Source organism: Cytobacillus purgationiresistens (assembly GCF_030813235.1).
Classification (GTDB): domain Bacteria; phylum Bacillota; class Bacilli; order Bacillales; family Cytobacillaceae; genus Cytobacillus; species Cytobacillus purgationiresistens.
This window is the reverse complement of the sequence record NZ_JAUSUB010000036.1, coordinates 25,252-47,528: the sequence shown is the minus strand read 5'-3', so window position 1 is coordinate 47,528 and position 22,277 is coordinate 25,252. Positions and strand designations below refer to the sequence as shown.

The 22,277-nt window shown below is 35.0% G+C and carries 29 protein-coding genes and 1 pseudogene; 14 read left to right on the top strand and 16 right to left on the bottom strand.

Annotated features, from left to right (window positions below):
* Both J2S17_RS25250 and J2S17_RS25245 read right to left on the bottom strand, forming a co-directional pair.
* A partial coding sequence (locus J2S17_RS25250) for a hypothetical protein (protein ID WP_307479237.1) occupies positions 1–226 on the bottom strand: 226 nt, incomplete at its 3' end.
* A 199-nt stretch (positions 227–425) separates the two neighbouring features.
* Positions 426–593 carry a hypothetical protein gene (locus J2S17_RS25245; protein ID WP_307479236.1) on the bottom strand — a complete coding sequence of 56 codons (168 nt, stop codon included), beginning with the start codon at positions 591–593 and terminating at the stop codon, positions 426–428.
* Between the two features lie 528 nt (positions 594–1,121).
* On the opposite strand from J2S17_RS25245, the gene J2S17_RS25240 reads away from it, so the two are divergent.
* Positions 1,122–1,382, top strand: a complete 261-nt coding sequence (locus J2S17_RS25240; RefSeq protein ID WP_307479235.1) for a LexA family protein — start codon at positions 1,122–1,124, stop codon at positions 1,380–1,382.
* A 7-nt stretch (positions 1,383–1,389) separates the two neighbouring features.
* Here the strand turns inward: J2S17_RS25240 and J2S17_RS25235 are convergent, their stop codons facing one another.
* The 10 genes from J2S17_RS25235 to J2S17_RS25195 all read right to left on the bottom strand — a co-directional run bounded on the left by J2S17_RS25235 (position 1,390) and on the right by J2S17_RS25195 (position 6,792).
* Positions 1,390–1,602, bottom strand: a complete 213-nt coding sequence (locus tag J2S17_RS25235; RefSeq protein ID WP_307479234.1) for a hypothetical protein — start codon at positions 1,600–1,602, stop codon at positions 1,390–1,392.
* A 147-nt stretch (positions 1,603–1,749) separates the two neighbouring features.
* The gene (locus J2S17_RS25230; RefSeq protein ID WP_307479233.1) at positions 1,750–1,923 is read right to left on the bottom strand and encodes a hypothetical protein; all 174 of its coding nucleotides are present in this window, start codon (positions 1,921–1,923) and stop codon (positions 1,750–1,752) included.
* Entirely contained in the window at positions 1,920–2,135 is a 216-nt protein-coding gene (locus J2S17_RS25225) for a helix-turn-helix transcriptional regulator (protein ID WP_307479232.1), read from the bottom strand. Before J2S17_RS25225 ends, J2S17_RS25230 begins: the two co-directional genes overlap by 4 nt.
* Positions 2,136–3,143: 1,008 nt before the next feature.
* Complete coding sequence (locus J2S17_RS25220; RefSeq protein ID WP_307479229.1) at positions 3,144–3,317, bottom strand: site-specific integrase; 174 nt, start codon at positions 3,315–3,317, stop codon at positions 3,144–3,146.
* Between the two features lie 126 nt (positions 3,318–3,443).
* On the bottom strand, positions 3,444–3,632 hold the full coding sequence (locus J2S17_RS28980; RefSeq protein ID WP_370875125.1) for a phage integrase SAM-like domain-containing protein: 189 nt from the start codon (positions 3,630–3,632) through the stop codon (positions 3,444–3,446).
* A 194-nt stretch (positions 3,633–3,826) separates the two neighbouring features.
* Positions 3,827–4,060, bottom strand: coding sequence for a hypothetical protein (locus J2S17_RS25215; protein WP_307479226.1), 234 nt, complete (start codon positions 4,058–4,060; stop codon positions 3,827–3,829).
* A 435-nt stretch (positions 4,061–4,495) separates the two neighbouring features.
* Positions 4,496–4,795, bottom strand: a complete 300-nt coding sequence (locus J2S17_RS25210) for a hypothetical protein (protein ID WP_307479225.1) — start codon at positions 4,793–4,795, stop codon at positions 4,496–4,498.
* A 528-nt stretch (positions 4,796–5,323) separates the two neighbouring features.
* Entirely contained in the window at positions 5,324–5,449 is a 126-nt protein-coding gene (locus tag J2S17_RS25205; protein WP_307479224.1) for a hypothetical protein, read from the bottom strand.
* Positions 5,450–5,868: 419 nt separating this feature from the next.
* Positions 5,869–5,982, bottom strand: a complete 114-nt coding sequence (locus tag J2S17_RS25200; RefSeq protein WP_307479223.1) for a YjcZ family sporulation protein — start codon at positions 5,980–5,982, stop codon at positions 5,869–5,871.
* A 285-nt stretch (positions 5,983–6,267) separates the two neighbouring features.
* Positions 6,268–6,792: a cysteine hydrolase family protein gene (locus tag J2S17_RS25195; protein WP_307479222.1), complete on the bottom strand. Its 525-nt coding sequence runs from the start codon at positions 6,790–6,792 to the stop codon at positions 6,268–6,270.
* Positions 6,793–6,915: 123 nt separating this feature from the next.
* Here J2S17_RS25195 and J2S17_RS29050 point away from each other — a divergent pair.
* Positions 6,916–7,487: pseudogene (locus tag J2S17_RS29050) on the top strand (DNA polymerase beta superfamily protein); the annotation flags it as partial.
* A gap of 436 nt (positions 7,488–7,923) precedes the next feature.
* Positions 7,924–8,217: a CotD family spore coat protein gene (locus J2S17_RS25185; protein WP_307479218.1), complete on the top strand. Its 294-nt coding sequence runs from the start codon at positions 7,924–7,926 to the stop codon at positions 8,215–8,217.
* Positions 8,218–8,940: 723 nt separating this feature from the next.
* On the opposite strand, the gene J2S17_RS25180 is transcribed toward J2S17_RS25185, so the two are convergent.
* Both J2S17_RS25180 and lexA read right to left on the bottom strand, forming a co-directional pair.
* Positions 8,941–9,231 carry a DUF4257 domain-containing protein gene (locus J2S17_RS25180; RefSeq protein WP_307479215.1) on the bottom strand — a complete coding sequence of 97 codons (291 nt, stop codon included), beginning with the start codon at positions 9,229–9,231 and terminating at the stop codon, positions 8,941–8,943.
* A 271-nt stretch (positions 9,232–9,502) separates the two neighbouring features.
* Positions 9,503–10,123 (bottom strand): transcriptional repressor LexA, encoded by a 621-nt coding sequence (gene lexA / locus J2S17_RS25175; protein ID WP_307479212.1) that lies wholly within the window; start codon positions 10,121–10,123, stop codon positions 9,503–9,505.
* A 158-nt stretch (positions 10,124–10,281) separates the two neighbouring features.
* Between lexA and yneA the strand changes: the two genes are divergently transcribed.
* The 8 genes from yneA to J2S17_RS25135 all read left to right on the top strand — a co-directional run bounded on the left by yneA (position 10,282) and on the right by J2S17_RS25135 (position 19,040).
* Complete coding sequence (yneA, locus tag J2S17_RS25170; RefSeq protein WP_307479209.1) at positions 10,282–10,605, top strand: cell division suppressor protein YneA; 324 nt, start codon at positions 10,282–10,284, stop codon at positions 10,603–10,605.
* A 25-nt stretch (positions 10,606–10,630) separates the two neighbouring features.
* A complete protein-coding gene (locus J2S17_RS25165; RefSeq protein WP_307479206.1) occupies positions 10,631–11,281 on the top strand; it encodes a YneB family resolvase-like protein in 651 nt (216 codons plus the stop codon).
* Positions 11,282–11,433: 152 nt separating this feature from the next.
* Entirely contained in the window at positions 11,434–11,664 is a 231-nt protein-coding gene (locus tag J2S17_RS25160) for a DUF896 domain-containing protein (RefSeq protein ID WP_307479204.1), read from the top strand.
* Between the two features lie 248 nt (positions 11,665–11,912).
* The gene (gene tkt, locus J2S17_RS25155) at positions 11,913–13,919 is read left to right on the top strand and encodes a transketolase (RefSeq protein ID WP_307479201.1); all 2,007 of its coding nucleotides are present in this window, start codon (positions 11,913–11,915) and stop codon (positions 13,917–13,919) included.
* Positions 13,920–14,110: 191 nt separating this feature from the next.
* On the top strand, positions 14,111–14,545 hold the full coding sequence (gene sirA / locus J2S17_RS25150) for a sporulation inhibitor of replication protein SirA (RefSeq protein ID WP_307479199.1): 435 nt from the start codon (positions 14,111–14,113) through the stop codon (positions 14,543–14,545).
* Between the two features lie 84 nt (positions 14,546–14,629).
* A complete protein-coding gene (locus tag J2S17_RS25145) occupies positions 14,630–14,845 on the top strand; it encodes a YneF family protein (protein ID WP_307479197.1) in 216 nt (71 codons plus the stop codon).
* Between the two features lie 660 nt (positions 14,846–15,505).
* Complete coding sequence (locus J2S17_RS25140; protein WP_307479195.1) at positions 15,506–17,248, top strand: ABC transporter transmembrane domain-containing protein; 1,743 nt, start codon at positions 15,506–15,508, stop codon at positions 17,246–17,248.
* A gap of 4 nt (positions 17,249–17,252) precedes the next feature.
* A complete protein-coding gene (locus tag J2S17_RS25135; RefSeq protein WP_307479192.1) occupies positions 17,253–19,040 on the top strand; it encodes an ABC transporter ATP-binding protein in 1,788 nt (595 codons plus the stop codon).
* A 157-nt stretch (positions 19,041–19,197) separates the two neighbouring features.
* On the opposite strand, the gene J2S17_RS25130 is transcribed toward J2S17_RS25135, so the two are convergent.
* Entirely contained in the window at positions 19,198–19,371 is a 174-nt protein-coding gene (locus tag J2S17_RS25130; RefSeq protein ID WP_307479189.1) for an aspartyl-phosphate phosphatase Spo0E family protein, read from the bottom strand.
* Positions 19,372–19,711: 340 nt separating this feature from the next.
* Here J2S17_RS25130 and J2S17_RS25125 point away from each other — a divergent pair, with 340 nt between their 5' ends.
* From J2S17_RS25125 to J2S17_RS25115, 3 genes are all read left to right on the top strand, one after another.
* Positions 19,712–20,419, top strand: a complete 708-nt coding sequence (locus J2S17_RS25125; protein WP_307479186.1) for a cytochrome c biogenesis CcdA family protein — start codon at positions 19,712–19,714, stop codon at positions 20,417–20,419.
* A 350-nt stretch (positions 20,420–20,769) separates the two neighbouring features.
* Positions 20,770–21,129, top strand: coding sequence for a response regulator (locus tag J2S17_RS25120; protein WP_307479185.1), 360 nt, complete (start codon positions 20,770–20,772; stop codon positions 21,127–21,129).
* Between the two features lie 103 nt (positions 21,130–21,232).
* Positions 21,233–21,724 carry a CcdC family protein gene (locus tag J2S17_RS25115; RefSeq protein ID WP_307479183.1) on the top strand — a complete coding sequence of 164 codons (492 nt, stop codon included), beginning with the start codon at positions 21,233–21,235 and terminating at the stop codon, positions 21,722–21,724.
* A 73-nt stretch (positions 21,725–21,797) separates the two neighbouring features.
* On the opposite strand, the gene J2S17_RS25110 is transcribed toward J2S17_RS25115, so the two are convergent.
* Positions 21,798–22,223 (bottom strand): DUF2621 domain-containing protein, encoded by a 426-nt coding sequence (locus tag J2S17_RS25110; protein ID WP_307479180.1) that lies wholly within the window; start codon positions 22,221–22,223, stop codon positions 21,798–21,800.
* Positions 22,224–22,277 lie beyond the last annotated feature (54 nt).

The following is a 22,277-nucleotide window of genomic DNA, read 5'->3' as shown; positions in this document are numbered from 1 at the left end:
CCTTGTTCACCCTGAGGTCCTTGTTCACCCTGAGGTCCTTGTTCACCCTGAGGTCCTTGTTCACCCTGAGGTCCTTGTTCACCCTGAGGTCCTTGTTCACCCTGAGGTCCTTGCTCACCCTGAGGTCCTTGTTCACCCTGAGGTCCTTGTTCACCCTGAGGTCCTTGCTCACCCTGAGGTCCTTGCTCACCCTGAGGTCCTTGCTCACCTTGAGGTCCTCGCTCACTTTGAGGCCCGCATCTATGTTTACACCTTTTTTTAGAATTACATTTTTGAAACGTATTCATCGCTATCCCTACTTTTGAAGTAATTTATACGAATAGGATATGCCTCCATTAACAAATAGTTCACAAACTAAGGTGGTACAAACCTAAAAAAGCCGAATTCATAAAGGACCACAGCTTTGCAGTAAAACCGTGAAACAATCAAGTAGGAGGCGGTGATGAACCGCCGGTACGTTCCGATCCCAATACGCCTGTTTCAGTCAAATCGACCGCAAGTGAGGCACTCCAAGCGCCATCAGGTTTTTCTGTTTTATCGAAATCATCTTCCATTCCTTCCATCGAATCATGCGAAGTCGCCTTCGTATCCATCCAACTAATCAGATACTGATTGATGCGTTGAGCCATGGCTCTCGATTCTGAGTCAGTTGCCGGATCCGGTCATCCAAGGATGGAAAATGTATTCATAAGCCTCAACTTTCATTACTTCATGATTTTAACCAGATATATTGTCCGAGATGCTACACGAATGTTTACAAGAGTACTCCAATCCTTTTAAGGAGCATAAGCATAAGTAAAGAGCAGCGGTCAAACTTTTGATACGCACAAATTTTTCAAGTGGGAAATGTGTCTGTATTGTCTCTTCATATGTATTATCCTCGCGATTTATATTGGTTCCAGCAAGTAAACCTTATCCAGTAAATTCATTTTATAAAATATCTATAGGGAAAAAATTATTGGTTATTTCTATCAAGTGATGAAAATAGAAATGATTTTCAAAGAAGAAATTTGGCGGGAGGGAATGTTAATCCGGCTTTTTATTGTAATAATAGTCAAGCTGCCTAGCAAAACAATTTTCCACTACTGGATATTTTAAACAAGAAACATTAATATCTAGTAATGTACGTTGATAGCTTGATGGGTATGGGGTCAGTCATGCATAACAAACTTATCAAGAGAAAAAAAGAGACTTTGGATGCTGTTTTCAATTATGTAAATGAAAACAATTATTCTCCTTCATATAGAGAATTAGCAAATGTATTAGGGCTTGCTTCCTCTTTCATAGTGAGTGCAATACTACATTGGTTAAAGAAGAATGGTTTCGTATGCTGGGAAGAAGGGCAGCCAAGAACATTAAGGATATTAAAAAAAGCCTCTTAGGAGACGGTTATTTTTGTTCTCCATCAAATGCAACATTTAAGTATTCCAATGACCGTTCAAATAGGAAACTTACGTTATAACCATCGACAGTTATCTCCATGCTTGCTTCTCCACTCTCAATAAAATCATGAATATAGTTCTCATCCAGATTTAATGGTCGAAAAACATTGATTAACGCTGTTGCGTTAGATTCATTTAGCTCTCCTGTGTTATTAAACATAATCCTTTTGAACTTTTTGTTATAAGAAAAAACAGCTTGTAAATTACTTGTGTCATCGATAATAAGATTTTTATATAAAGCTCCATCTTCATTAAATTCTTCAAACTCTAAATCATTTGAGGAAAAAAGAGTATTTAAAGAATAATATTAATCTTCCATTTTATTAAATTCATATATGAAATAATTTAAAGGCATAGGGAAATCAGGTAATTGGTCAATAACTGCAATCTCTTCGTTTTCAGATTTAGAGTTTACCTCTGTCTTTCCATTGCTACAACCAACAAGTAATAAAACTAATAAAATAATAAAAAATTTCTTCAAAAGATATCTTCCTTCCTTAGTTTATATATATCTTCGAAATTTACATTCAATAGTTCACAAAGTATTAGAATTTGTGAAACAGATGGGTACGTTTTACTTGTACACCAATTAGACAGAGTGTTCCTTGATACCTTCATATATTTTTCAATATAAGATCTTTTATAAGGAGAATTCTTGATTAATTCTCCAAGATTATTAACGACCACATTCATCACCACCATAATATACTTTCTCTGTACAATTAATGAATTCCTTTCACAAAAACATTTACCATTTTTGCACAAATAAGTTGTGATAGACAGGAAAGTTTATAGTCATTCGCCCATACACTGTACTAGACACTGTCGAAAGGGTGATAAAAGATGGACCCAATTTCATTTAAAACCATAGGCATCTAATGCCGATACTATAATTAAGCTTCCACCAGCTACTCCAATTGAAATCATTCCAAAAGAGATATAACACCCCTCCATACTTACTGATTTCCAATGCTATTTTTATTGCTGTTTCATTCACCAATGTGGAAGGATATTAAAAATCATTGTGGTTTGATGCCAAAGTTATCGATCTTTACAAATTCGGAAAAAAGAAAAAAGGAATTCTCAAAGTTGTGTGAGGGAATTCCTTATGAGATATTATAATAAAAAACGCCGGATAACTGCCCGATTTTTGCTCGATTTTGATTGATTCTATTTGATTTATTTTGATGAAAAAAATTTTAAAAACATTATTAAATAAGCATTTTTATCTTATTTTGATTCTAGTTTCTTCTATAATATATGTTCCGCACACAAGTTCACCCATGGGAGCACGAGCAATACTTGACAATGTATTAATGATCAGAAGCCTTGGCACATCAATTATCCGAGGAAGATTTTTATGTTCTCATAGAACTTGTTTATTCTATCTTGTTCAATTGTTTTACTAATATATGCGGTACTACTGTTGGAGGCTGGACTGAAATGAAATATATAAGAACGTCTTGTGCATGGAAGTATCCAAGTTACTGCAGACGTGTATTCTGTGTATGTCTTAATGAATGAATAGGCAAAGGAGGTAGTACGCATTTTTTTATGATTCTTGAAAAGGAATTAAACAAGCTTGATTCAGGTATATTATTTCCATCATTTCGGCCTAGAACCAAATTGATATCGAAGTGATAATCGTCATTGAGGGCTGTTTTTTTTGATTCTGATATTTCTTGTGAAAACTTAAATCATTCATGCTTGGCTAATTGTAATTGTTCGCTTGGAATGATAAGACTTAACATCACCAAAAATTTTATCCTTATCAATTGACTGCTCCTTAAAATCTAAGAATTTGTTAATTCTTATTGGTTTATCTTTTAGATTAACATCAGTCCATTGAATCGCAGCTGATTCACCTTTTCTCATACCAGTTTTAATGAGAACCTTATAAAAAATCCAATATACATAACCATACTCGTATGTGCTTTTGGAAGTTTGAAATGTGCTCTAATTCAATAAATTATTTCTTTTTATTTATTTTGCCCTAAATAGTCATTCAGCACATGGGTTCCTTTGGATTTTACCAAGGTTCACAACTTTTTCAAGAGCATTGTACATCGTCCCGTGTATAATTTTGACTGTTCGCTTGCTACACTCAGAATCGGATAGATAATTAATGAATTTTTGATACATTAAGGGTTTGATGTCTTTATGTACGATGTTTTTAAAATAGGAGAGAATATGATTCCTTACATTTCTTTCGTGTATTTCAAATGTGTTCTTAGAAACCGAACCTTATTGTTTAGAGTGCTAAAAAACAGGGGGCAAACAAAAGAATTATTATGTGTCGTTATTTTGAATTACTAATAACCAGTATTTTTGCTTAGTTTATCAAATTCTTCGCTTGAAATAAATTTGCTTGAATAAGCCTTTATTTAGTATTCAGAGCAGCCTTCGCCAGGTATACGAAGGGTGATTCGAATTAGTTTGTAAGGTGGATTTATTGGGCCTTCATAACCAACTACTCTTAATGCAATATCGAATGTGTCGTTCTCAATGTTCCTAGATATTTTTTCAATTCGAGCAGAAGTGTAGAGTTGTTTATCGCCTTTTTCATCCATAACCTTGACGATGGTACCTCCAAGACTTCTTAAAAATGCTAACTCCATTATAGTCGGAGGTTGACCTTGCGGAGGACTTCAGTTTTTGTCTCAGCTTTTGCTTCAATTTGTGCGAATGAAAAAATAATCAATGCTGAAATGTAAAGGCATGCAAGCTTTTTCATTATATAAATCCTTTCTGTTTTTTAATTTTTTTAACTTTTGTAAAACAGTAAGGAATTATCAAAGAATACAAGATCTAAGTTACTAAGGGCGGTAGATAGCATTAAATCTCCTCCAAATATTACTAACGTTTAGTATGAACTTTGAAAAAGAAAAAATTCAAGAAATTTATGAAGGTGTTAAAAGTGATAAGTGTAAATTTGAGGAAACAAAAGTTAAAAATTGATTACAAGGCAATTGCAACAAAATATTCTATGTAATTGGGTGTGAATTGGTAAAAAAAAGAGCCGAAGGAGGCTCAAATCAGAAAGGTGGTTAATGTTAATATTGCGGAGGTAGCGGGGTGCCTTGTGGTCTCCACCAAGATTCAACGAATTGCCAAGCTGTTTCATAATTATAACCCTTTCCCATTAAGTAACCGATTGCAACAGCTTCTGTTAATGCATGCTGAAAACCAAGCTGTTGAGCTTCACGCAAACCATGTTTAATTGCTGGGCTAATTGTGTGAAGTGTTTGTTGCTTAAGGCTATTATCCTGTTGATTGTTGACATAGTAATTTTGATTTATCTCTTGTTGATGATAATAATTTGGATTTTGATGTTGTCTGTAATTACTGTACATTACCCTAACACTCCTGTTCATAGAAAAGTTTTGGACTTCTGTACTTACTATATGTTTTGCTCTAAACGACGTGATAGTTCCTAGGTAATATTTATTTAAGTAAAAAAGTTCTTAATAAAAAATGATAAAACTTGACCAACAAAATTCCAAAACTCATCACTTTTTTATTTAATAAAGATAGAGAATGTGATATGTAATTTAATCTAAGCAAAGGTAGCTAACAAAGCTGCCTTTTTATTTTTCAGTGAGAATCAATAAAAGCATTTGGATATATAAAATATAATTACTAAAAATAAAGTGGGTTGATATAATGAATGATCCTCTTGCAATTATCCTTGGTATTATTATTTCATTGCTGTATGTTGGAGCTATTAAAATAAAATTTGAGAAGGCTACAACATATATGCAGTTTAAGGTTAATGATTTTTCGTTAAGGTTTGATTCCCTGCAATAATATTTTTACTTCTTATTTCTGCCTAGGGGTATTCATACTTAGTACCCTTTCGTTTAGCATGATAATAATCATTTTCAAATCGCTTCAATTCTGTTATGAATTTCCACTCTAATTTCTTTCTTTAGCATATCTAAAGTATCTACAACGGCAGTCATATGATTAGTAAAACCATTTTCCCAAGTAGATATCTTAAAGGGCAATGTATTAGTGAAAGAGACGCCATAATAACGATTTGTATGTCTTCTAATAGTTATTTATCGAGTTGGGTTTAGATGTTTTGTTGGCATCAATTTGAATATCATTAAGCAACATCACATGTTCCGACATGAAAAATGCGCCTTGCCATTTCACTTTTCCGCGGTTACGTATAATCCCATCTCCTTATAGATGGTTAAGGGGCTGGTTGGGATGAATTATTTGTTTAAGGCGCAAGCCATTTGAATTAATTTATTTAAATAATTCTGGAGACATTTCAAATAGGCTGGTTATCATCAGGAAAATAAATACGTAAAGGGGCTTGTTGTTTTTGATTAAATTAGTATTAAGTAAAAAAAGAAAGCACAGGGCTCGTGTGCTTCCTAATTTTGGATGATGAAATTAACTTTTTTCAAGTTATGTTTTAATATCCTCCGCCCATGAATGTTGCACCAATAATAATAAGCAGAATAAATAAAACAACAATAAGCGCAAAGCTAGAACCATGACCATAACCGCCACCTGAGTACCCTGACATAATAAGACACCTCCTTATAGCGTTCTAATATCAGGCTATGCTTGTCAGCAGCTTTTGAAAGGGACAAAGGTGTAATTGGAAAAAAATAGTTGTAAAAACATAAGATTAATAAGTTTTATAGAAAGTATGAAACTGAACGGAAACAGTTGCCTCTCAATTGGTTCAATATTAGGGCAAATAAGCTGGATATATTATATCCAAGATGTCTTGACCACAAGGTATATATTGCATTAGAGGCAAGATCCAATGTATAAGGAGAATGGAAACAAAACGTATGATCATAAACTAAAAATGATTTGAATTTAATAGTGAGGAAAACCATTTTTTAAATATTTCATTGTGGTGATTAATTATTTGATCGGCAGTTAAATTGTTGGAATTAAATGTACTATGGCCGTCCTCAACAATAGTTACTTCAAAACCTTTGCTAAATGCTTGACGGCAGGTAGCATCTACGCATATTTCCGATTGAATTCCAGCAATAACAATATGATTTATATTCTTAGATGCTAAATGTGATTCTAGGTCTGTTTGCTGAAATGAATCTGGAAAATCTTTTTCGATAATGACTTCATCTCCAGTAAGCTGGATGGATGGATGAATAGACCAACCAGGCATTCCTTTTTGATTACAACTACCTTGTTTACCATTGTGTTTAGTGAGAAAGATTGGAATATTCTTTATACGTGCTTGTGTAATTAGTGTTTGAATATTTTTTAATAATTCATTGCTTTTAAACAACGATTTCTTTTTGTGAAAAGACCCAATTTGAAAATCAATTATTAATAACGCAGTATTATTTTTATTCATGTTTTACCTCATTTATCAAAACTGTCTGCAAATAATTTTTATAAATATATTTTCTCCTACTATAGATATCAATATTCGTATGTGAAAGTGAAATTACATTAAGTTCAGGTTTTAGAGAAACAAATCAATGGATGGGAACTAACAAAAGCACTGCGACTGTATAGAAAATCAAATCCTCCGTTGCATGAATGGTTAAACTCTGGAATGGTATACTAAGCGTTCTCAATAGTGGATAAAATGAAAGAGATTAGTGAATCAGTTTATAAGCCGACTGCTTTGTATCACAATCTGAATATGGCTAAAGGTAATAATAGAGAGTATTTGCAAAGTGACAATGTAAAGATAAAGAAATAATTCTATGTTTTAAAGCCAATTCTAGCATGTAAATGGATTGAAAAGTACTATACAATTGCTCATTAGAATTGCCGAAACTTTTGAATGACATTGTACTTGAAGGTGAAGTAAAACAGGAAATTACCAAGATACTTGAAAGAAAAATCAGTGGAGAAGAATTAGATTTAGAACCTAGAATTGATGTGATTAACTCGTTTATTGAAAAAGAAATTCAACACATGACAAACTATGTTAAAACACTTGATAAAAAGGTAGAAGATCCTACTAAAATATTATATCCATTGTTTAGAGACGCCTTGGAAGAAGTGGGGAGATGCCTGCTATTTTTAAAAAAAGGATAATTTAGGCGCTAACTCAATAAAAATGTACTTGATTGGATCCTTTGGTATAAAGGGTATAGAACATCCTGAAATTTCTATATCCAAATTAAGGGGAAAGGTGGACAGTAAACTTCAAGGCTATATGCATTTAGCTACCTTGTATGAAATTTTCAATGACTCCCCGATGTGGACACTGATACTAAGACTGGTTAAATGAAAATAAAACACTTGTCATTCATCTATTAATTGTAAATTTATCAGAGCATAACACTGATAGTTAAAAATCTACCTATCCAAATCTTTAGAATATTAATAGATGAAAGTCATATAAATGGATAGATTTTCCTAGTCGATTGAGCAAATCTAGCAAAAATAATAATATCGACTAGAACAGCCTGTCTTATCTAATCATAATATACTTTGTAAATCAAATTTTCTAGAAAGGTGGATATTTTTTATGGGTAGTTCAGGTTGTGGTTGTAACAACGGAGGAAGGAATCGTCCGAGCAGAGAGGAAGTAATTGTTTGTCCTACAAAAACTGTTGTGAATACAAGAACAAACCATCGGAATGTTAAGTATGTTCATCCGACTGAAGTAATCAACGTTCATAAAACCATTGTAAGAAATCGGCATTCCTTCCCAGTATCCGAGAGAGATGTTTATGAAACTGTTGAAGAGAATGAGAATATTGGCCGGGGAAGAAATAGACGGTATAATGACGGCAATGGTAATGGGAGATTTTTTTACTAATTTAAACAAAAGGCGCTCTGATTAGATTAGAGCGCCTTTCATCATTTATTAATATCTCCTATAATTCTGTTTCCATTGCTAGGAAATGTAGGCTATTATATTGAGTTGACTCGGAAGTAAATGTTACTGTTTTACTTCATATCTAGCAAAACCCAATAGTAGGGCCAATACCGATCATCTCATCTGTAAGAGGTGCGAGAGTTTCTTTAACTTGTTGTGGATCAAGCCAACCGTATGTGCAAGTGCTTAATTTGTTATATGATAAAATATTTAAGCCAAATTACTGTGTAAAAGACCGACCAATGATTGCAATGAGGTGTGTGTCATCTTCGGAGGCTACTTCCTAATGCCATCAGACCTAAGGAATGTTGGCACTTTGTAAGAGGCTCTAAGAAATTGCATTATTAAATGGATGGATGAGACATCAGCTGACCCGAAAGTGCAAAAAATAAGTTCAATTGTGTTCTGATGATCATCTGGCTAAACTGCTAGGCTCTTAAGTACATCTTATTTATATAGTTATTTTCATTTCTCATATTTAACCTGTTTTTATTTACAACTGAAAAAGATTGAACATTGGATCGATATAGTCCACATAAGATACAGATTTAAATTTTCTCTCAATAATATAAGAGTTTTGTGTGTGGTTACATTATTCTTGGTTACCTTCTCATAATCTCCCCAAAAATAAAAAACCGTTCAAATGAACGGCATAAAGTGGGGTTATTGATCATCTTTCTGTTTTACCTTTAACAGATCCAAACACCTTAAAATTGCCTCTCCTCCAAATCCAGCTACAATCGAGAGAATAAATATGGCAATCGGAGAATCTGGATTTGCAGTGATAACTAAAAAAATAGATGCAAGGCCCCCCATTAATACATCTTCTAAAAAACCGAGATAAATGAATCTTTTCGTTACCCTTGGCCGAATCAACTTACCAACTTTTTGAATATGTCCTGCAGCACCGACAAGTCCACCAATCAAAGCAGCGAAGGTAATGTTCAATAACATTTGTTCTTCACACTCCTAAAGTCGAGATTTTTGAAAAGCGACCTTAGGTTGATTCTCGGTGTATTACCTATTATATAGCTAAAAGAACAAAAAAGAATGAATAAATATACCGAATTTTCAGAAATAAGAAGATATTCCCAATAAAAAAGCAGGCAATATTCTTAGCCTGCTTTTTCCAAGATTTTTTGCTTCATTCATTAACTATAGCATCCGTTATTTTAGTTATATCACATGTTTGGTTCTAATGAAGAAGAGCATTCACAAATTAGTTTTAGTGTATTTGACGGTAAACACCAATGACTTTACCAAGTATTGATACATTTCTCAGGATAATCGGTTCCATATTAGAGTTTTCAGGCTGTAATCTTACATAATCTTTTTCCTTAAAGAAGCGCTTGACAGTTGCCTCATCGTCTTCAGTCATTGCTACAACGATGTCACCATTATTAGCGGTACTTTGCTGTTTAACTATGACATAGTCTCCATCAAGAATTCCAGCTTCTATCATACTTTCTCCCATAATTTCCAGCATGAAAACATGTTCATCAGCAGGGGCTAGTCGTTCGGGCAATGGGAAGTATTCTTCAACATTTTCAATGGCAGTAATCGGCTGTCCTGCTGTTACCTTGCCAATAATCGGTACGCTGATTGATTGGACTTTAGGGTGATTATTTGCATCCTCTAAATCTAGTATCTCAATTGCACGCGGTTTAGTAGGGTCACGTCTAATTAGCCCTTTGCTTTCCAAACGGGCAAGATGTCCATGAACAGTTGAGCTGGAAGCAAGTCCGACAGCTTCTCCGATTTCACGAACAGAAGGTGGATAACCCTTTGTTCTAACCTCGCCTTTAATGAATTCTAGTATATCCTGCTGCCTTTTAGATAATTTCATACTCTCACGCACCTTTGTTAAAATCTTTGTTTTTATTATATCATCTATTCAAATTGTATACAAACATAAGTTCGAATAATCGTTGACAAGAAACAAATGTTCGTATTATAATAAAATCAACAAATACGAACGTATATTCTTAATCAGGGGTGCTGAACATGAAAAAATTGTGGGATTCTTATTCATATGCTATCATTCTAGTCGTTTTAAGTTTTGGTTTATCTGTATTCTTTGCTTTGAAAACGGAAGTTCCTAATCAAGATGAATTTGTAAAAGTTGTGGTCAGGGAAGGTGATTCCATTTGGAAAATGGCAGGGTATTTTGGCGATGAGCATGATCTGTCTGCTGAAGAGTTTGTGAAATGGGTAGAGAACAATAATGGTGTATCTTATGGGAAGATTTATCCTGGTGAAGAATTAATTATTCCTGTTAAGGAAACGAGACCACATGAAACAAATCTAGCCAGTTCATATTTTGAATAATTAACATAGAATGAAGGGGAATAAAATGAAAGCGATCATCTATTGTCGCGTAAGTACAACTAAGGAAACACAGGAATCGTCGCTTAAGCGTCAAGAGGAAGAGCTGCTTAATCTAGCAAATAACCATGGGATGACTGTGGTCAATATAATAAAAGAGCAAGCGAGCGGATATGAACTTGATCGGGATGGAATAATAGAATTGCTATCGATTATTAAAGAAGAGCAGGTAGATGCGGTTTTAATACAAGATGAAACTCGTTTAGGAAGAGGAAATGCTAAAATTGCCATTCTTCATTGTATAATAAAAGAGGGGATCCAATTATATAGCATTTCACATTATGGGCAGCTGCAATTATCTGATTCTGACTCCATGGTTCTGCAAATCGTGGGGATGGTAGAGGAATATCAAAGAAAGCTACATAATGTAAAAATAAAAAGAGGGATGAAAAGAGCAGTTGAGAATGGCTATCGCCCTCATAAGAATTTATCAAACCAAGGAAATCCTTCAGGTCGTGATCGAATAGAGGTTCCGATTGAAGAGATTGTACGCCTTAGGAGAAACAAACTAACATTTGCTGAAATTGCTGCTACTTTGCGGGGATTTGGTTATAATATTTCTAAAGCAACTGTTAATAGAAGGTATAAGGAATATATAGAGTCACAGGAATTGCAGTAGAGGTGTTTTTCTTGTCAAACTCCTGCTTTTTTAGTATTATGACACATATCGCAGAGTGATTAACATCATTTGTTGTGGAAACAAACTTTATTACGATTATTAGACGTGAATAGTTTGATTAATTCTAGTGAAGTAGAAAAGGGGCTTTAAAAATGCTTTCTAAAGAAAAACTTGCACGTATCAATGCGCTTGCAAATAAATCAAAATCAACTGGGTTATCTGAAGATGAAGCAAAAGAGCAATCTGCACTTCGAAAAGAATATTTGCAAACTTTTCGCGCTTCCATGTTTAATACTTTGAAGGGTGTAACAATTATTGATCCAGAGGGTAATGATGTCACACCGGATAAATTAAAACGCGAACAGAATAAACCACTCCACTAATATATCAGGGGGAAGCAGGTACAGCTTGTTTCCCCCTTCTTTGTATTTATATTTAAATCTAAAACATTAGTAAGAGAATCTTGTAAATATGATTAATTAATCATATTTACTCTCTTTATCATTCAGAGTATCTATGTTAGTGGAACGATTACTGCCTTTTCTTTATATTTTTGATTATTAAGGTTGTATAATCCTAATCAACTCCATTATATTTAATATGTACGATTATTTTCGAAAGGATGTTATACATGTTTAACCAAACAGATGCACTATCAATTAACTCGATTCGAACATTATCAATGGATGCAATAGAGAAAGCGAACTCAGGCCATCCTGGCATGCCAATGGGAGCTGCTCCGATGGCGTATACTTTATGGACAAAGTATATGAATCATAATCCAAAAAATCCTACATGGTTTAACCGTGATCGATTTGTGTTATCGGCAGGCCATGGCTCGATGCTTTTATACAGCTTACTCCACTTATCTGGATATGATGTAACGATGGATGATATTAAACAGTTTCGCCAATGGGGAAGCAGAACGCCAGGCCATCCTGAGTATGGCCATACAGCTGGTGTTGATGCTACAACTGGTCCACTAGGACAAGGGATTGCAATGGCTGTTGGAATGGCGATGGCTGAACGTCATTTAGCAGCGGTTTATAATAAAGAAGACCTTAATGTTGTTGACCATTATACATATAGTATTTGCGGAGATGGCGACCTAATGGAAGGGGTTTCTGCCGAAGCTGCTTCATTAGCAGGCCATTTAAAGTTAGGAAAGCTAGTTGTTCTCTATGATTCTAATGATATTTCACTTGATGGTGATCTGGATAGATCTTTCTCGGAAAGTGTTGAACAACGCTTCAAATCTTATGGGTGGCAGTATATAAGAGTTGAAGACGGAAACAATCTGGATGAGATTGCTGCAGCGATTGAACAATCACGTAAAGATGAAAATCATCCAACATTGATTGAAGTGAAAACGGTTATTGGTTATGGCTCACCAAATAAATCTGGTAAATCTGCTTCACATGGATCACCTTTAGGATCGGACGAGTTAAAATTAACTAAAGCTGAATATAAATGGACTTTTGAAGAGGATTTCCATGTACCTGAAGAAGTTTATGACCAATTTAAAAAAGAAGTAGCTGAACACGGACAAACGAAAGAAGCAGAATGGCAGCAACTATTTTCACAATATAAAGCTCAATACCCAGAGCTTGGTATCCAGCTGGAACAAGCAATACAAGGAGAACTTCCACAAGGTTGGGAGCAAGAAATTCCTGTATATGAAGAAGGGAAAAGTTTGGCAACGCGTGCCTCATCTGGAGAAGTATTAAATAGTATTGCCAAGAATCTTCCAACGTTCTTTGGCGGATCTGCTGACCTTGCTGGATCAAATAAAACAATGATTAAAGGTACAAGCGACTTTATCCCAGAATCTTTCGATGGACGCAATATTTGGTTTGGCGTTCGGGAATTTGCCATGGGTGCTGCACTAAATGGTATGGCTCTTCATGGAGGCCTAAAAGTATTTGGCGGTACATTCTTTGTGTTCTCTGATTACTTACGACCTGCGATTCGTTTGGCTGCATTAATGAAGCTGCCTGTCACTTATGTATTTACACATGACAGTATTGCAGTTGGCGAAGATGGTCCAACACATGAGCCAGTTGAGCAATTAGCTGCTCTAAGAGCGATGCCTCATTTATCAGTTATCCGTCCAGCTGATGGGAATGAAACGGCTGCGGCATGGAAAGTTGCGATTGAATCAACCGATCAGCCAACAGCTTTAGTTTTGACAAGACAAGATATTGCAACAATTGAAGGAACAGATCGTCTTGCCTATGACGGTGTTTCAAAAGGGGCATACGTTATCTCTCCAGTAGAAAAAGACAAGGCAGATGTTCTTTTACTTGCTACTGGATCAGAAGTTGAGTTGGTTATAAAAGCTCAGAAAGCTCTGCTTAAAGAAGGCATCCATGCTTCTGTTATTAGTATGCCTGACTGGAGTCGCTTCGAAAAACAAACACAAGAGTATAAAAACAGTGTATTACCTAAAGCTGTAACTAAACGACTAGCAGTTGAAATGGGCAGCTCGTTTGGCTGGCATCGTTATACTGGTACTGAAGGCGATGTATTAGCAATTGATCAATTCGGAGCATCTGCACCGGGGAATAAGGTCATTGAAGAGTACGGGTTTACAGTTGATAATGTCGTTGCAAAAGTAAAAGCTTTACTAGAAGTATAAAAGTGTCAGGGAAGAATGCTTGCATTCTTCCCTTTTATTATGTCTACTTTTCTGATGCGAAAAAAAGTTTTTTTATAAGTACTAATCAAATTTCGACAAAAAAAGTGTGGTTTTATGACATCAAAAGACAGAATATTTTATATATATCTTGTATACTTGAAGAAATAGATTGTCCTGAAAGGAGGAGACGGATGAGAACTTATCAGGTGTACTTAATTGAAGAGGAATTCGCGTCTCATTATTTCGGAAGAGAACAATTGTTTTTTCGACTATTTCAGGAATATGACCGATCAAATGGTGAATTCCAAACGATTCTTGAAAGGCAAATCTGTTTTATTACAAAATCAATCCCTAAGAAAAAAGTTCAAGAAGAAATATATCAAGATTTAGTTAGAAAACAAGAAGTAATATTGGACGAGCATACCTACTTTATTACGGAGAAAAGAAGCAAAGCAAAGCTAGAGGTTTTCAATCGCCACCTCATATTAGAAGCCTCAGGAAACTATGAAGCAGAAACCGTTTTTTTTGAAATTTTACGAAAAAGTGCCACCTCATATTTAGCAATTGATCTACCTCATAATAGATTTGGATGGCTTAAACCAATTAAAGAAAGAAAATTCGTCTAAATAAGAGAAAATGCAAAGCAAATATTGTATAATATCCTTTGGTCTAGTACAATGTATGATAGACAACACGAAGGAGGAAGTTTTATGTGGGTGTATATTCTAGTTGGTATATTAGCATTGCTTGCTGGTGTAGCTCTAGGATTTTTCATAGCTCGTAAATATATGATGAACTATCTAAAGAAAAATCCGCCAATTAATGAACAAATGTTGAAAATGATGATGATGCAAATGGGCCAGAAGCCATCACAAAAGAAAATTAATCAAATGATGAATGCCATGAACAAACAAGGTGGAAAATAAGCCACTACAAGTGCATGTTTTTATCTTAAGCTCTTCATCCGAGTGACGCCATTTTCATGAATGAATTTAACTTTTAGAGCGATTTAAAAGGAAAATCCTTCATACATATGTTTGAGTGAAAATGGTGTAACTTTCATTTTCAAACCAATGACCACTTTTTCTGCAGATGACTGCAGAAAGGTGGTTTTTTTTTGAAAGATAAGAAAGTATATATTTTCCATTTATAAAAATACTTAGCGCAAGCGACCTATCGCCTATCAAATTTCAGGTCTCCTCCTTACAATCAGTCAACATCAGTTCGCTTACACTCACCGTGTTTCCTTTATCGAAAGAACGCGACCTGCCAGTTTGTTCGGCGCTTGCGATTTTCTTATTATCTGCTGGTTTAGTAGGCATGAGCCACTCATTGTTTTGAAGATATATTAATAGCTGAAACTCGAAGAAAGATAGTGAGTCCTTTTAAAGGAGAGGGCTTATTTCTATTGTAAAGTCATGACACTAATTATGATTTGGATTTCCATGTTCCTGGTTTAATAGCTTTAATGAAAACAAATACAGCTAATAACCCTCTTCCTTATTTTTGTAATATTTGATAAACTATTTAAGCTTATATTAGAATCGCAGCTTGATGAAATTGAGATACATAGTGGAGGGCAAGGAATGAGAGTATTTTTAGATCTAATGTGGTTTTTTAAACAGGAGAAAAGGGCCTATTTAACAGGAATTATTCTTTTATTATTTGTCGCTTTTTTACAGCTCGTCCCTCCTAGAGTAATCGGTATATTTGTTGATCATATAAAAGATGGAACTCTGACAGCTTCCATTCTTTTGTATTGGATAGCTATGCTGGCAATCGTCGCTGTATGCATGTATGTATTACGCTATTATTGGCGGATTATGATTTTCGGATCAGCTGTGAAATTGGCAAAGCTTTTAAGAAATAATCTTTATAGTCATTTTACAAAAATGTCTCAAGCCTTTTATCAGCGGAAACGGGTTGGAGATCTGATGGCTCATGCAACCAATGATTTGACAGCTATTCAGCAGACTGCGGGTACAGCCGTTCTAACATTTGTCGACTCATTGGCGACAGGTGGTTTTGTTATTATTGCCATGGCAACAACAATTAGTTGGAAATTGACGCTTATTGCGCTCATCCCTATGCCTTTAATGGTTATTTTAACAAGCTGGTATGGCTCCATGCTCCATAAGCGGTTCCATAAGGCACAGGAAGCTTTTTCAGAATTAAATGATAAAACACAAGAAAGTGTCTCAGGAATTAAAGTGATTAAAACGTTTGGTCAAGAAAACGAAGATATTGAAGCTTTTTCAAAGCAAACGGATGATGTAGTTAAGAAAAATGTGTCTGTCGTAAAAGTTGATGCATTATATGATCCCACAATTTCTATTATTGCGGGCGTGTCTTTTTTCCTGTCTATCGTTTTTGGATCTAAGTTTGTGATAAATGGAGAAATGACTATTGGTGATCTTGTAGCATTTACTACTTATCTTAGTTTATTAATTTGGCCGATGCTTGCTTTTGGTTGGCTGTTTAATATCGTAGAAAGAGGGCGCGCTTCATATGACCGTGTTTCAAAATTATTAGCGGAAAAAATTGATATTCTGGATAACCGGGCAGCTGTTCAGTCCGTACCCAGTGGTAACATTGTGTTCTCACTTGACGCCTTTTCTTATCCAGGTGAAAAAGAGAGTGCGTTAAAAAATATTCACTTTACATTACATAAAGGTGAAACATTAGGAATCGTTGGTAAAACGGGGGCAGGTAAAACAACCCTGTTAAAGCTGCTTATACGAGAATTTGATGGAGAAAATATCTGTTTTGGAGGAATACCTTTATCAAGCTTCCATCTCAATGAGTTAAGAAGGGCGATTGGTTATGTGCCGCAGGAGCATTTCTTATTTTCTGCCACGATAGCGGAAAATATTGCTTTTGCGCAGCCTGAGAGTAATCTGGGTGAGATTCACCAAGCTGCGAGGCTTGCCTATATTCATGAGGATATTAAAGGGTTTACAGACGGATATGAAACGGTTGTAGGTGAGAGAGGGGTCTCGTTATCAGGGGGGCAAAAACAAAGAATTTCCATTGCCAGAGCCTTGATGATGAATCCAGAAATGCTTATTTTGGATGATTCACTTTCTGCTGTTGATGCAAAAACGGAAGAAGCAATACTGACTTCTTTGCGAAAAGAAAGAACAGAAAAAACGACCATAATTACTGCTCATCGATTAAGTGCAATCCAGCATGCAAATCTGATTCTTGTGATTGACAATGGAGAAATAATTGAGAGAGGCACACATGAGGAATTGATGAAGCAGGATAGCTGGTATAGGAATATGTATTTGCATCAGCAATTGGAAGAACTAGTGGAGCATGGGGGTTAAGCAGATGGAACAAATACCAATCATAGAGGGCAGAGAGCAGCGAAAAGTACTTTTTCGTCTGCTTTCCTATACAAAACCGCATAAAAGGACTATTATTTTTGCTTTTAGTATTTTACTATTGACAACCATTGGTGATATCATTTCACCTATACTGGTTGGGAAATTTATCGATGATTATTTAACACCAAGAAACCTTACGTTCGAACCGCTGTTTATGCTTGGGTCGATTTATTTAGGAATACAAATAATGAATCTATTTCTATCCTATATACATCTATATAAATTTCAGGAAATTGCCTTAAAGATTATTCAGCGTTTAAGGATTGACGCTTTTGCAAAAGTACAGTCGCTCGGACTAAAATATTTTGATAAAACACCTGCTGGAAGTATTGTATCAAGAGTAACAAATGATACAGAAGCGATTTTAGATATGTTTATTAGCGTTCTGGTTACGTTCGTTCAAGGCAGCTTTTTAATGATAGGTATTTTTGCAGCTATGTTTATTTTAGATGTAAAGCTGTCGATGTTTTGCTTGCTTATTCTCCCACTCCTGCTTTTTATTATGTTTATTTATCGTAAATATAGCTCTGTTTTCTATCAAGACTTAAGAGAAAGATTAGGTCAATTAAATGCAAAATTGAGTGAGTCTTTGCAAGGTATGGGAATCATACAGGTGTATAGACAGGAAAAGAGATTGCGCAGAGAATTTGAAGATATCAACGAAAAACATTATGGTGCAGGGATGAAAAATATAAAAATTGAAGGGCTATTGCTAAGGCCAGCAATTGATCTAGTGTATGTGTTTGCATTGATGGTTGTACTCAGCTTTTTTGGGATTAGCTCATTTGATAGTCCAATAGAAATCGGTGTAGTCTATGTTTTTGTAAGCTATTTAGATCGATTTTTTGAACCAGTTAATAACATCATGCAGCGTTTATCAATGTTTCAACAGGCGATTATCGCTGCGTCCCGTGTCTTTAAATTAATGGATGAAACCGAGGTTGCTCCTCAACAAAAACCAGCAGATCATACGATAATTAAAGGAGAAATTGAATTTAGACATGTCAGTTTTTCATACGATGGGAAAAAGGACGTTTTAAAGGATGTTTCATTTAAAGCCAAACCTGGGGAAACAGTAGCGCTTGTCGGCCATACAGGCAGCGGTAAAAGTTCAATTATCAATTTAATGATGCGATTTTACGAGTTTGATAGAGGGGAGATTCTGATTGATGGAAAATCAATCAAGCATTTTTCCAAGGGAGAATTAAGAACGAATATGGGATTAGTCCTGCAAGACCCATTCTTATTCTATGGTACGGTTAAGGATAATATTAAACTGCATCATCAACAATTAACTGACCAAGATGTTCAAGCGGCAGCCGAATTTGTGCAGGCTAATCATTTTATTGAAAAGCTGGAATCTGGTTATGATCATCTGGTCGTTGAGCGAGGAGGAGCGTTTTCAAGCGGACAAAGGCAGCTAGTAGCATTCGCTAGGACGATTGCTGCCAATCCTAGAATATTGGTGCTTGATGAAGCAACAGCAAACATTGATACAGAAACAGAAGAAGCGATTCAGGCGGCACTTGAAAAAATGAGGAAAGGCCGAACTACGATAGCGATAGCTCATAGACTTTCAACGATTCAAGATGCCGAGACCATTCTCGTTCTTCACCAAGGGGAAATTGTCGAGAGTGGAAATCATCAAGAGCTTCTGGCAAAAAAAGGGTTGTATCATAAAATGTACTTATTACAAAATGGATCTGCAGTATCTCTGGAAAATATAGTATGAACTTGAATGAAATAAGTAAAGCACCCTGCTCTCTTTTTAAAATGGGAGCAGGGTGCTTTACTTTCATGATTGAAAGTAATCAAACTTCAATTACAGATGGATAAATATGAAGAGAAAGATGAAGAGAATCATCAGGAGAAAGGTATAATGATTTAAGTTATTTATTTAATTGAAGTCTACTTTCGAACATTCGATTGTATTCATTGAGCAATACATCTAATTCTTGACTGTACTTAATAGCTGCAGTTGAATTGAGGCCGTTTCTCATTGCTATTTGAATCAATTCTATTCTTTTTTGTTCGATTAATATTAGCAAGTCCTGTTTATTCACGCCCTTAAAACTCCTCTGCAGATTTGTATAGGTATTAATTTTAATGGTAGATTATTCGTCAATAAAAAAAATGTACTATTATCTATTATAGCGAATAATGGTAATTAATTCAAAAGAAAGTTTTGTAAAACGTTAGAAATGATTATAGCATATATACAGTTGAAAAGAATAAACATAAGTTTGAGCAAGTCCCTTTTTTTTCAAATAATCTCATGCGTGATTGCTGAGAAGCCAATGAAGTCGGCGGAGTCACAAATTGTTCACATTACACTAATATCTTTTGAGCCATTGTTTTGGTAGAATGAATATGGAAAAAGAATGCATATCGGGAGTTGTTGAAATGACAGATTTGAATTTGTTCATCGCCTTAGGTGCGGGCTTTCTTAGTTTCATTTCACCTTGCTGTCTGCCCCTATACCCAGCGTTTTTATCATACATAACGGGAATGTCTGTCGGAGAACTTAAAAACGAGAATGCAATGCTGCAAAAGCGTAGTATGCTACATACACTGGCATTTCTAGTAGGTTTTTCACTTGTATTTATTGCTTTAGGTTACAGTTCCACCTTATTTGGTGAATTCTTTAGAGACTATAATAACTTAATTCGTCAAATAGGCGCGATATTTATCATTGTATTCGGATTAATGATATTAGGAATATTTACTCCGAAATTTCTAATGAAGGAACACCGTTTTGAATTTAAAAATCGTCCAACAGGATATTTTGGAAGCGTATTAATTGGATTTGCCTTCGCTGCAGGTTGGACGCCTTGCATGGGTCCTATTTTAGTTTCAGTTGTATTTTTAACAGCAGCGAATCCTGGATCGGGTCTTATATATATGATAGCCTATATCATAGGGTTTGCCGTTCCTTTCTTCATATTATCTTTCTTTATTGGCAAGATGAAATGGATTCGCAAGCATAATGTGAAGATTATGAAAATCGGTGGCATTCTGATGATTGTGATGGGGATTGTATTGTTTTTTGATTGGATGACGGTGATTATCTCTTATTTCACAATGTTAACTGGTGGATTTACTGGATTTTAAATGATTTAAAAGAGCGGGCTTCCTCGCTCTTTTTATTAATTTTACAGGTCTTTTTTTTAAAGCATATGTGAAGTTCAGGAAATCATAGGTTATCAGTATAATCACAAAAGGATAATGAGCATGAGGAATAGGGGAAACCTCATGATGTTATGCTCCTTAACTGTGGATTAAAAGCTATCAGGCAATCGCTTATGCGAAATTTGTCGTTGATTTTAAATTGAATTTTTTTAAAAAATTAGATATATTGAAATATGTGTTCTTATAGAGCAAGCATATATTTATGTTAGATATAGTGAAATCAAAATATATGAAAGAAAAGTAAATGAAAATGGTTACAAGGGGGAAGCATAGTGGCAAAAATTTTAATAGTAGATGATGCGAAATTTATGAGATTGACTTTAACTAATATTTTGAAAAAAGCGAATCACGAGATTGTTGGAGAAGCGGAAAATGGGAAAGAAGCGATTCAATTATTTAATGAATTAAACCCTGATCTAGTTACAATGGATATTACGATGCCAGAAATGAGCGGGTTAGAAGCGATGAAAATTATTAGAAAAGATTCGCCTTCTGCAAAAATCGTCATGTGCTCTGCAATGGGCCAGCAAAAGATGGTTGTAGAAGCCATTGAAGCTGGGGCAAAGGACTTTATTGTCAAACCATTTGATGAAATTCGAGTATTGGATGCAGTCACACGCGTGCTTAATTAAACATAAGTTAGTTTAAACTTACTTTAGGCTACAGATTAAGTTATAATATGAAGGACAATAATATTAGTGAAAGTAACTTTTTAAGAAAAAGGATGTTTATCAAATGGACATGGTTTTATGGACATCATTAGGGGCTATCTTCATGGCTGTTTTTGCTATGTTCATCAGAATGAAGGCTGCAAAACAACCGGCCTCAGTGAAGAAAATCATTTTACCTCCTGTTTTTATGAGCACAGGTGCGCTGATGTTTATATTTCCTTTTTTCCGTGTAACAGCAATGGAAATATTCGAGGCAGTTATAGTAGGGATGCTTTTCTCCATATTATTAATTAAGACGACAAAGTTTGAAATGAAGGATAATGAAATATATTTAAAGCAGTCCAAAGCTTTTTTATTCATTATTATTGGCTTATTAGTCATTAGAATTATAGCGAAAACTATTTTAAGCAATTCCATTGATGTGGGTGCATTAGCAGGTATGTTTTATCTTCTTGCTTTTTCTATGATTGTTCCATGGAGAATTGCTATGTTCCTGAATTTTCGTAAAATCCAGCATGAACAGTTCGGTGATGTAAGCTCGAAACCGACAGTTTAAAGAAATCAGCCTACTTTTAATAAGTTGGCTGATTTTTTTGAGCAAGAGAAAAGCCATCTCTAAAAAGGAATGGCTAAAATAAATGTTCATATGGATTCATATTTATATTATTCTCAGTTAACTTTTTGCGAAGAAATTTATGATCGCGTTTGGGAGTAGCTATAATATATCCTCTGATCAGTAGATCCTGGTCAATTTCCTTCGCTTTTTCTTTCACTGCAAGTTCTCCAATCTTGCCAGCAATTTTCTGTCTCGCTACATCTCTAAATAGTTCAGGAACAGGGCTGACTAAATCATCAAGCAAAACGTTGACTTCCCTTTTCCAAAGATGCTTTGTTTTACTTACGTAATATTCTTCCCAATCCATGTCGGACTTGCCATCTTCCTTTGGCAGTCTCTTTAAAAACTTCCGAAACATAAAAAATCCGCCGATGGCAAAGAAAACTAATAGTACAACGACCCAAAATAAAATAAACAACAAAAACCAGCCTTCAAGCATTCTATTCACCTTCACACTTAATTTCTATTCTTATTATAAGCTTTCTAGCACAAT

What these genes read in the sequence shown, in the direction of transcription:
- J2S17_RS25245 (WP_307479236.1), bottom strand. Translation starts at nt 593, where the DNA reads ATGGATACGAAGGCGACTTCGCATGATTCGATGGAAGGAATGGAAGAT.
- J2S17_RS25240 (WP_307479235.1), top strand. Translation starts at nt 1,122, where the DNA reads ATGTACGTTGATAGCTTGATGGGTATGGGGTCAGTCATGCATAACAAA.
- J2S17_RS25235 (WP_307479234.1), bottom strand. Translation starts at nt 1,602, where the DNA reads ATGTTTAATAACACAGGAGAGCTAAATGAATCTAACGCAACAGCGTTA.
- J2S17_RS25225 (WP_307479232.1), bottom strand. Translation starts at nt 2,135, where the DNA reads ATGAATGTGGTCGTTAATAATCTTGGAGAATTAATCAAGAATTCTCCT.
- J2S17_RS25220 (WP_307479229.1), bottom strand. Translation starts at nt 3,317, where the DNA reads ATGAGAAAAGGTGAATCAGCTGCGATTCAATGGACTGATGTTAATCTA.
- J2S17_RS25215 (WP_307479226.1), bottom strand. Translation starts at nt 4,060, where the DNA reads ATGGAGTTAGCATTTTTAAGAAGTCTTGGAGGTACCATCGTCAAGGTT.
- J2S17_RS25210 (WP_307479225.1), bottom strand. Translation starts at nt 4,795, where the DNA reads ATGTACAGTAATTACAGACAACATCAAAATCCAAATTATTATCATCAA.
- J2S17_RS25200 (WP_307479223.1), bottom strand. Translation starts at nt 5,982, where the DNA reads ATGTCAGGGTACTCAGGTGGCGGTTATGGTCATGGTTCTAGCTTTGCG.
- J2S17_RS25195 (WP_307479222.1), bottom strand. Translation starts at nt 6,792, where the DNA reads ATGAATAAAAATAATACTGCGTTATTAATAATTGATTTTCAAATTGGG.
- J2S17_RS25185 (WP_307479218.1), top strand. Translation starts at nt 7,924, where the DNA reads ATGGGTAGTTCAGGTTGTGGTTGTAACAACGGAGGAAGGAATCGTCCG.
- J2S17_RS25180 (WP_307479215.1), bottom strand. Translation starts at nt 9,231, where the DNA reads ATGTTATTGAACATTACCTTCGCTGCTTTGATTGGTGGACTTGTCGGT.
- lexA (WP_307479212.1), bottom strand. Translation starts at nt 10,123, where the DNA reads ATGAAATTATCTAAAAGGCAGCAGGATATACTAGAATTCATTAAAGGC.
- yneA (WP_307479209.1), top strand. Translation starts at nt 10,282, where the DNA reads ATGAAAAAATTGTGGGATTCTTATTCATATGCTATCATTCTAGTCGTT.
- J2S17_RS25165 (WP_307479206.1), top strand. Translation starts at nt 10,631, where the DNA reads ATGAAAGCGATCATCTATTGTCGCGTAAGTACAACTAAGGAAACACAG.
- J2S17_RS25160 (WP_307479204.1), top strand. Translation starts at nt 11,434, where the DNA reads ATGCTTTCTAAAGAAAAACTTGCACGTATCAATGCGCTTGCAAATAAA.
- tkt (WP_307479201.1), top strand. Translation starts at nt 11,913, where the DNA reads ATGTTTAACCAAACAGATGCACTATCAATTAACTCGATTCGAACATTA.
- sirA (WP_307479199.1), top strand. Translation starts at nt 14,111, where the DNA reads ATGAGAACTTATCAGGTGTACTTAATTGAAGAGGAATTCGCGTCTCAT.
- J2S17_RS25145 (WP_307479197.1), top strand. Translation starts at nt 14,630, where the DNA reads ATGTGGGTGTATATTCTAGTTGGTATATTAGCATTGCTTGCTGGTGTA.
- J2S17_RS25140 (WP_307479195.1), top strand. Translation starts at nt 15,506, where the DNA reads ATGAGAGTATTTTTAGATCTAATGTGGTTTTTTAAACAGGAGAAAAGG.
- J2S17_RS25135 (WP_307479192.1), top strand. Translation starts at nt 17,253, where the DNA reads ATGGAACAAATACCAATCATAGAGGGCAGAGAGCAGCGAAAAGTACTT.
- J2S17_RS25125 (WP_307479186.1), top strand. Translation starts at nt 19,712, where the DNA reads ATGACAGATTTGAATTTGTTCATCGCCTTAGGTGCGGGCTTTCTTAGT.
- J2S17_RS25115 (WP_307479183.1), top strand. Translation starts at nt 21,233, where the DNA reads ATGGACATGGTTTTATGGACATCATTAGGGGCTATCTTCATGGCTGTT.
- J2S17_RS25110 (WP_307479180.1), bottom strand. Translation starts at nt 22,223, where the DNA reads ATGCTTGAAGGCTGGTTTTTGTTGTTTATTTTATTTTGGGTCGTTGTA.